This is a genomic window from Sneathia sanguinegens, assembly GCF_001517935.1.
GTDB classification, from domain to species: domain Bacteria; phylum Fusobacteriota; class Fusobacteriia; order Fusobacteriales; family Leptotrichiaceae; genus Sneathia; species Sneathia sanguinegens.
Genome location: NZ_LOQF01000008.1, coordinates 56,476 through 65,775, shown reverse-complemented (window position 1 = coordinate 65,775; position 9,300 = coordinate 56,476). Strand labels below are relative to the sequence as shown.

The following is a 9,300-nucleotide window of genomic DNA, read 5'->3' as shown; positions in this document are numbered from 1 at the left end:
CTTTCGATATTCTTTTCACCTTTTTTGTCTTTTCTTAACATCTTGTTTGCTTTTCTTTTCTTAGTGTCCTCGTCTTTATTGACAATCACTATATTACCAAATTTATACTCCTTTGTCAATATCTTTTTTTCGTTTTTTTTATTTTTCTTTTTTAAAAATGCTACAACCCCCTTATTTTAATGGACTGTAGCATTTTTATTTTATCCTGAATTTATATTATTTTTTCTCCATTATTTTCTTTAGCATTTCCTTTATTTCTTGATTTTCTTTTTTCAATTCTTCTATTTGCTTATTTTGCATATTTACTTTTTCTTTAAGATCTTTTACTAAATTAGATTTTTCTGGATATAGTTTTCTTTCGCTTTTTTCTCCAAGCATCACTCCTACTCCGACACCTAAACCTAAATTACCTTTTGTATTAACAGAACCACTTATCTTGTATCCAACTCTTCTATTTTCTGTTACTCCACTGAAACCTATTGCTAGAGCATGTTGTTTTCCATAATATCCATATGCTGCACTTAGATTATGTCTATAATCTGAATATGAATTTACTTGTACCAAATTCGCAATTGCAATTGCATTAGCTACTCCACTTAATGCTAAATTAGATTTTTCTTTTGCTTCATCAATGCTATCATTGCTAATATTTTTGATTTTATCTTCTACTTCCTTTAATTGTTTTACATTTACTGCATCGGTATCTTTTTTTCCATCACTAACATTAGATATTATATTACCATATTTTGTGCTTAAAATAACATTAGTACCATTTTTTTCGTGTTGATTGTCACTTAAGTTTTCACTTACTTCATTTGTTCCTTTTTTCACCCATTTATCAACCTTATATTCATTTTTATCTAAGAAATCTTGAGTGTATAATTTACCATCTGCCCCTTCAATTAATGATGTAACTTTACCTGCTTCATCTCTTAACTTATATTCAAATGTATCTGTTTCATAAGTAACTGTATGTTCTTGTGGTTTTGCTTCTGATACTGGTGCAACAGGTTGTGGTGCTATAGCAGGTTGACTAACATTTGTTTGTGTTGGTTCTGGGGCTTTAACTGTAACATCTATTGTTGTTCCTTTTAATGTTAGTGTATCACCTAATTTAACTTTAGTTTCTCCACCTTTTCCATCTTTTATAGTTATATATTGTTTAGCTACATAGTTATATAGTTGTGACCCATTAATAGCATCTGTTGATGTAGCTGATATTAATCCTGGTGCTACATTTTGTATAACACGTGTTAATGTATCATTACCTACTGTAACTATACCACCAATATGATCAAAGCCTGCATATTCTTTATATGTTTGATCTCTCTTATCTTTATCGCTTCTCCATAATGAATTTTTATCTACACTATTAGCACTTTCCATTCCTAAGTATACAGAATTATCTGTGCTAACTTTAATATCATTTCCAAGTGCTACCACATTATTATTTGTAACTTCATTTCTTTTTGACTCGTCTTTATTAAATCCTTGAAGAACATTACCTTCACCTTTAACATGAAAGTTCTTACCTGCAACAATATTTCTTGAATTTTCAACTAAATTGTTATCTCCACTAACTGAAACTAATTCTGTTTTTTTACTAGAAGTCCCTTTAATTTCATTTCTAGTTCCAATCATTGAAACTTGTTTTGTATAATCTGCCTTATTAGCTCCACCTATAGCAAGTGTTGCTCCTCCAGCTTTATTTTTACCAATAACATCTTGAAATTTTGTTACTGCATCATCTACATTTTTAAATGATTCTGTCAATGTATCGGTTAAACTTAAATATTCGTTTGAATTTTTAATAACGTTCCCAGCCCCAAAGACTAATGATCCATTAGCATTTTCAGTAATATTTGCTATACCAACAATACTATTAGCTACACCTGATGTACCATTTTTACCTTTTGATTTTATACTATTCAATGTCCCAAATACACTAGATCCAAAATTTTGTGCACCATAACTGAAACTATTAAATCCTCCACTACCATCAAAATTTCCAGTAGATATATTGTACGCTCCAACCATAGTTCCCATAGCTGCTTTTTGGTAAGAGTTTGTTCCTATTGTTGTCATATTAACAATATTTGCTTGCCGATTAGTATCATTTGAAGTTTCATCATTATTTTTAATTACTTCAATACCTCCCATTTTACCTTCGTATGTATGAGATCCTATTTGTATACTACCAGTCCTTGCATATGCATCCGTCCCTATTGCAATGCCTCCTGGAATCCTACTACTTTTTTTTAGCCCATTAACTGTAACATTAAAAAAACCTTTTACTACATCCCAATTATCGCTATCAAAGCTTAAAGCCCATTCTTGTTTTCCACTTCCATTAAGTACATAAGCACCATCACCTAATGCTATACTACTAAAATCTAACCCATTAGATGTAACTCTAGCTTTTCTACCTATTGCAATACTATAATCCTCATCATTCCCACCTTGTGCATCTATTGTAGCTTCTTGCCCTATAGCTATGCCTCTAATTTTTTCATTTGGAACTTCATAACCTCCAATTTTTGCTCCTTTTCCAGCTATAACTGCTTCAAATTTAAATCTATTTTCCATTTCTTTATTCTTTACTTCTAGTTGTTCTATTTTAATTTGTAATTCTTGTATCTTTTGTTGTAGTTCTTCTACTGTTGGTGTTTCAGCAAAACCAATAGTCCCTGTCATCAAAAAACTTAACATCAACGCTAATGTTATTTTTCTTTTTTTCTTTATAGTTGTTTTGAATTTTTTCAAATTTACTTCAATATTCATAAGTAACTACCTCCTAACCATAGTATATACCCCCCCCCATTATAAAAGCAAGCTTTTTTGCTACATTTTTTTATTTTTCTTTGAATTTTTTTAATTATATTAATTTATTGTAAATATATTACAACTATATACGACTATATTAAGGTTATAAATATTTTCCATAAGCATTTACTTTTATTCATATTCATTTCACTTTTATTTAGCTAGTATATAAACTTTTTTTTATTGAAAATTTCATATAAATAGGTTATAATTTTTATATACAAGAAAGAAATGAGATAATTATGAAGATATTAGGAATAGAAAGTTCATGTGATGAAACTTCTATAGCTATTGTAGAAGATGGAACAAAAGTTTATAGCAACATTATAGCTACACAAATACCTATACACAAACTCTATGGTGGTGTTGTTCCTGAAATAGCTTCAAGACATCACATCGAAAATATTACATATGTTTTTTATCAATGCTTGGAAAAAGCAAATATGACAATGAAAGATATAGACTACATTGCAGTTACTAATAGACCCGGTTTAATTGGTTCTTTGCTTGTTGGCTTACTTTTTGCAGAAGGTTTAAGTTATAGACACAATATACCTCTTATACCAATAAATCATCTAGACGGTCATATTTATTCAACTTTTATTGAAAATGAGGTTAAATTACCTGCTATAACAGTTGCTGCTTCTGGTGGTCACACTAGCATCTATCATATGGATGAAAATCATAATTTAAAATTAATGGGCGAAACTTTAGATGATGCTATTGGTGAAGCTTATGATAAAGTGGCAAGAATTATTGGCTTACATTATCCAGGAGGTCCAGAAATAGAAAAAGCTGCTCTTAATGCTAATGTAACACTTGATATACCTCAGCCAAATATTAAAGACTACAATTTAAGTTTTAGTGGTATTAAAACTTTTGTAACTAATTATGTAAATCAATGTAAAATGAAAAATATAGAAATTAATATTGGAGATATAGCAAAATCTTTTCAAACTACTGCTATAGAACATTTAAGAAGAAAAATAGTTAAAGCTGTTAAAGACACAAATTCAAAAACTGTTGCAATAGCTGGAGGTGTTTCTGCAAACAAATATTTACGACAAGTGCTATACACTTGTGATGAATTAAAAGATGTAGAAATTAATTTCCCAGTTAAAATGGAATATTGTACTGACAATGGTGCCATGATAGCCGCAGCTGCTTATTATATGTTAAAACATCATACTATAAAAAAAGAAGAAAATTTAGATGCTACATCTACAAAGGAATTTCATAAGACTTCGTAGGAGGGAAAAAATGAGAACTAGTAGAAATTACTATAGCACAAAGCTTATCCAATCTATACCAGTTAGGGTTAGAAGAAAACCTGGTTATTTAAAGAAACTTTATCTTAAATATGATAAAGAAATTAAAAATGTTAATAATGAAGAATTTTTAAAGACAAAATATAGTAAGGGTACTGACAAATTTTTCGATAAAGCTCCTCTACCTAATAGATATTATACAAATGAAATAGCTTTATTACCAAAAAATATTACTACTCTTTATGCTTATTGGGAAATAAGAGAAGATACTTTTGAACATTTAAAAAAGAATTTTAATGTTTTCGATCAAGCAAGTATACTTTTATATAAAAATGGTCAATTATTTAGAAAAATACATAATATTTCAAGATTTGGTTCATATTACATACTAAATGTAGAAGCTGATAAAAAATATCATGCTCTACTTGGATTTTTCAATCCAGAAAACCATTTCTTCACTGTAGCAAAATCTACAACAGTTATTTCACCTAGTGGTAAAGTTTCTAATAGACTTGCTACTGTTTGGGGTTTACCATATTGGCTTAATGGTCAAATATTTATGAATAAGTATAATAAAGAAAATTTACCTAATAATTCTGAATACATATCAGAAATATTAGACAACATGTATTTAGATTCTAGCTTTTATGAAAATAAGAATATTCGTTTTGGTTCTTCGGAAAAAGCTAATATACGCACTTTAGGTTCGTCTAAGTTAGGCTCATCAGAAAGAAATCTCTAGTTTTAGAGATTTTTTTTTGACATTTATTTTTAATAAGGTACACTATATTAACTAAATTGAGGGGGAAAAACAATGAAAAAATCTTTTTTAATTGCTTCTATTCTAGCAACTGTGACTTTTTCTAATAGTTGCAAATTGATTAATGATTTAGCTTTAAGTCGTGCAAATAATATTAAAAAGACTTTTAAATTAGATAAAGTTACGGCTTACAAAGTGGAAAAAATTGACTATATGCTACATGATGTTTTAAAAACTGACGAACAATTAGTTCCTAAACATTGTTTTTATATCGATATAACTGGTATAAAAAATGAAGAATTTGAAATAGCTAAAAAGGCTATACAAGTTTGTGTACTTGCTAATTCTACTATAAATCCGAATGTGCACATTTTTGTAGATGAAAATCAAGAAACAAAAGAAAAAATTCTAAATTTAATTAAAGAATACGAAATAAAGAATGTTTACTTATATAATTCAAGAAAAAATATGTTATCTAAAATTTTAAATCTAAAAGGTAAACATACAGAATTAGATCATAGAAGAATTTTACTTCTAACTAGTTCTAAAAATATGAGAGTTGAATACTCAAAATTAATAAATCTTTTAGAAGATAATAAAGAAAATATGGTTATAGATAATTTTGCTTATTTATATAACGCTTCAAGAAATTCATATGAATTTTCTACAAAAGAAGAAATATTAAATTCGTACAAACAAATAAATTGTAAATAAAATAAATGGAGGTTTTATGAAAAAAAATCTATTACTTATGGCTTTGTTGCCATTAGCAACATCATACACATTAGCTGCTAAGCACTATCCACTTAACCTTAGCATTGTTCACATTAACGATCATCATTCACACCTTGAACCTAGTGAATTAAAATTTAACATTGATGGTAAACCAACTAATGTTAAAATAGGTGGATACCCTGAAGTTGTTCATTTTATAAACGAATTTAGAAAGACTAGAAAACATACTCTAGTACTTCATGCTGGAGATGCTATAACAGGTACTTTGTATTTCACATTATTTAGAGGATCTGCTGATGCTCAAATGATGAATTTAACAAAATTTGATTACTTCACACTAGGTAATCATGAATTTGATGCAGGTAATGAAGGTCTTAAAAAGTTCTTAGATTATTTAAAAATACCTATCATATCTGCTAATGTAGTTCCTGATAAAGGTAGTATATTAGAAGGATATTGGAAGCCTTATGCTATTAAAAAAATAAATGGAGAAAAAGTTGGTATAATAGGTATAGATGTTGTTAGAAAGACTAAGGAATCTTCAAGTCCTGGTCCAGATATCAAATTTTATGACGAAATTAAAACTGCTCAAAAATATGCTGACATATTGAAAAAGCAAGGAGTTAATAAAATAATATTACTTTCTCATGCTGGAGCAATCAAAAATTTTGAAATTGCAAAAAAAGTTACAGGAATAGATATTATAATAACTGGAGATACTCACTACCTATTTGGTAATGATGAAATGAGAAAATTTGGTCTTCCAGTAATTTCAGAATATCCTACAAAATTCACAAGTCCTAATGGAGAACCTGTTTATGTTGTAGAAGGTTGGGAATATTCAAAATTAATAGGAAATCTTGATATTAAATTTTCAAAAGATGGTATTGTTGAAAGTATAAAGGGAACACCTGTTATTCCTTATCACTTAGATTCAACATTCCAAAGAAAAGATGCAAATGGTAATAAATATATCCCTACTGGTGAAGAAAGAGAACAAATATTAAATACTTTAGCTAATACAAAATACTTTAAGATAGCAAAAGCAGATCCTAAAGCTTCTTTAATATTAGAAAAATTCAAAAAAGAAAAGAAATTACTAGGAGATAAGGTTGTAGGTGTAATTTCTGGTAATGTTATGCCTGGTGGTTCTGCAAATAGAATACCTAATACCGCTAACCCTAAGGGATCTATAGCTACTAGATTTGTTGCAGAAACAATGTTAACTCAAATGAGAAGTTTTGGAAAACAATCACATATAGATATGACTATACAAAATGCTGGTGGAGTTAGACAAGACATTAAATTAGGTGAAATGACTTATAACGATGCATATGCATTGCTTCCATTTGGTAACACTTTATATCTATTAAAGATGAAAGGATCAGAAGTTAAACAAGTTATAGAAGATGCTCTTGACTTTGCTTTAGTTGGTGGTTCAACAGGTGCTTTCCCTTATGCTGCTGGTATGAGATATGAAGCTAATCAATACAAAGATGCAAATGGTAAAAGAGTAATTAAAATGGAAGTTCAAAATGAAGAAACTGGTGTTTGGGAACCTATACAAGATGATAAAATGTATACAGTAGGTACAAATGCTTATGTTGCTAAAGGTAAAGATGGTTATAAGACTTTCGGTGAAATTGATAAAACAAGAGGTGGAGAAGATACATTCTTGCCTGATGCTGAAAGCTTAATTAAATTTATACAACTTCATAAAGACTTTAAAACTTATACTGATTCAAATGTTATTTTCCATTTTGATAAAAATAATGAAGTTAAAAAACAATAAAATCAATTATTTTAAAATGCACCCAATCTATATAAGATTGAGTGCATATTTTATTATTTAAATCTATAACCTACAGTAAATCCTAAAGTTGTATTATTTGTTTGCATTCCATAAACACCTAAATTAAAGTTTTTATATCTTCCAATAACATTAAATTTAAATAAAGGATTTACTTTTACATGTTTTAAATTATTTTGAATTAAATATTGCTTTTTATCAACTACTGCATTTACATCTTGTAAATATTTTGCATAAGAATAAATTCTATTATTAGCTATACTTAAACCTAAATCTAAACCAAGTACTATTTCAACTTCATCATTAAACTTATATTCAAATTTAGTGCTAGCATAAGTTGAAAATTCATAACTCAATTTATTAGTTGCTATTGCCATTGCTAATTCATCTATTGCTTTTGCATTACTTCCAATTTTTTTTCTCTTTTCTTCATATTCTTTCTTTAATTCATCATAATTTTCTGTAGCAGTTTCCCATTTTGTTTTTTCAGCACCTATGTCTTCTTCTGTTAAAAATTCAAAAGTATCTTCATCCTCACTTGCTTCTTTTTTATTTTCATCATTATCTTCTTCATTAGTATTTTCATCTTCAGATTTATGTTCTTCTTCATTATCAGATTCATTTGAATTTCCTTCGCTATTATCATCTATAGGTTTTATTAGCTCTTGCACTTCTTCTGTAACTTTTCCTACAGACTGTGCTTTTGGTTCAGTAGAATCAGTAGGTGGTAATTTCTTTCTATCCCCCTCTTCTTTACCTGTATGTATTTTATCAGTAGGTACTTCAACTTTAGATGGATCTTCTTTTTTATCATCATCTCTAATTGATTCATCATCATTCACTACAGGTGGATCTTTTGTAAAATCAAAAGTTCCATCAGAATTTTTAAAATGCTTAACTAAATTAGGTACTTCATTTTCTTCACTTTCATCTTCTTCTTTTATTTTTTCTTCAACTCTTGTAACTATATCAGGTTTATTATATGTACCATATTTTTCTTTATATGCATTTTCTACTTTTTCTCTTTTTGCTTCTAATTCTTTTATTCTTTTTTCTGATTCCACCTTTTTTTCTTCATACTTACTTGTATCACCATCTAGATTATCTACTATATGTTCATCAACACTAATAGCTACAGCTACCGTAAAACAATGATCAGTTTCTTCTATTTTTTTTCTAAGTTTTTCTAATTTTTCTGAATATCCTTTATCCTTAATTAAGTTTTCTTTAGCAATTTCAGGATGTTGATTTATATATTCATTTAATTCTGCATTTAATTGATTTCGTTCTTTTACTTTTTCCTTCAATTGCTTTTCAATTTCAACATACATTCTTTTTAAATCTTGTCTATCTTTTTCATCCTTATATACTTCTTTATATTTTGTTCTTTCTTTAATTTGACGATTCAATTTAAAAAGTTCTTCTCTTTCTTTTAATAGCCTATATTCTACATCTCTAACGCTTTTAAATGCTAATGAAAATTCAGTTGAAAATTTTTCAAAGGCTTTTTCACTTCTTACAGAAGCAAAATTAAGATTGTCTAATTTTTTTTCAAGAGCTATTAAGCTTTCTTCTTCTTTATCATTTTCTCTAATTTGCGAAAAATTATTATATGTATCAAAAGCTAATGTAGCTCCTATTCCTCCACCAACTTCGACTTTAAATTTTTTATATTTTGTATTAAAACTTTTACTTACACCTAAATTTGCACCAAGAGTTGATTTATAAATTTTCAAATCTCCTTTTACTAAATTACCTAAACCAACTTCATCAAACTCTTTCTTTGTTACCTTTTCAAAACTGTAACCCGTATTTACATCAAAATCAATGTTCACAGGTAATTTATTAGCTGAAAATGAACTAATAGTTAATAATAGTGCAAATAAACTTATCTTATTTTTCAT

6 protein-coding genes are annotated in these 9,300 nt (G+C 28.1%); 4 read left to right on the top strand and 2 right to left on the bottom strand.

The annotated features are described in order from the left end of the window. Nucleotides 1-216: 216 nt before the first annotated feature. A complete protein-coding gene (locus AWT65_RS04570) occupies nucleotides 217-2,781 on the bottom strand; it encodes a YadA-like family protein (protein WP_066729815.1) in 2,565 nt (854 codons plus the stop codon). Nucleotides 2,782-3,065: 284 nt separating this feature from the next. On the opposite strand from AWT65_RS04570, the gene tsaD reads away from it, so the two are divergent. From tsaD to nadN, 4 genes are all read left to right on the top strand, one after another. Continuing rightward, nucleotides 3,066-4,073, top strand: coding sequence for a tRNA (adenosine(37)-N6)-threonylcarbamoyltransferase complex transferase subunit TsaD (gene tsaD, locus AWT65_RS04565; protein ID WP_066729813.1), 1,008 nt, complete (start codon nucleotides 3,066-3,068; stop codon nucleotides 4,071-4,073). Between the two features lie 10 nt (nucleotides 4,074-4,083). Beyond that, complete coding sequence (locus AWT65_RS04560; protein ID WP_066729811.1) at nucleotides 4,084-4,833, top strand: DUF4912 domain-containing protein; 750 nt, start codon at nucleotides 4,084-4,086, stop codon at nucleotides 4,831-4,833. A 72-nt stretch (nucleotides 4,834-4,905) separates the two neighbouring features. Then, nucleotides 4,906-5,565 carry a hypothetical protein gene (locus tag AWT65_RS04555; RefSeq protein ID WP_066729809.1) on the top strand — a complete coding sequence of 220 codons (660 nt, stop codon included), beginning with the start codon at nucleotides 4,906-4,908 and terminating at the stop codon, nucleotides 5,563-5,565. Nucleotides 5,566-5,581: 16 nt separating this feature from the next. Further along, nucleotides 5,582-7,378, top strand: coding sequence for an NAD nucleotidase (nadN, locus tag AWT65_RS04550; RefSeq protein WP_066729807.1), 1,797 nt, complete (start codon nucleotides 5,582-5,584; stop codon nucleotides 7,376-7,378). A 53-nt stretch (nucleotides 7,379-7,431) separates the two neighbouring features. On the opposite strand, the gene AWT65_RS04545 is transcribed toward nadN, so the two are convergent. Continuing rightward, nucleotides 7,432-9,300, bottom strand: a complete 1,869-nt coding sequence (locus AWT65_RS04545; protein ID WP_066729804.1) for a ring-infected erythrocyte surface antigen domain-containing protein — start codon at nucleotides 9,298-9,300, stop codon at nucleotides 7,432-7,434.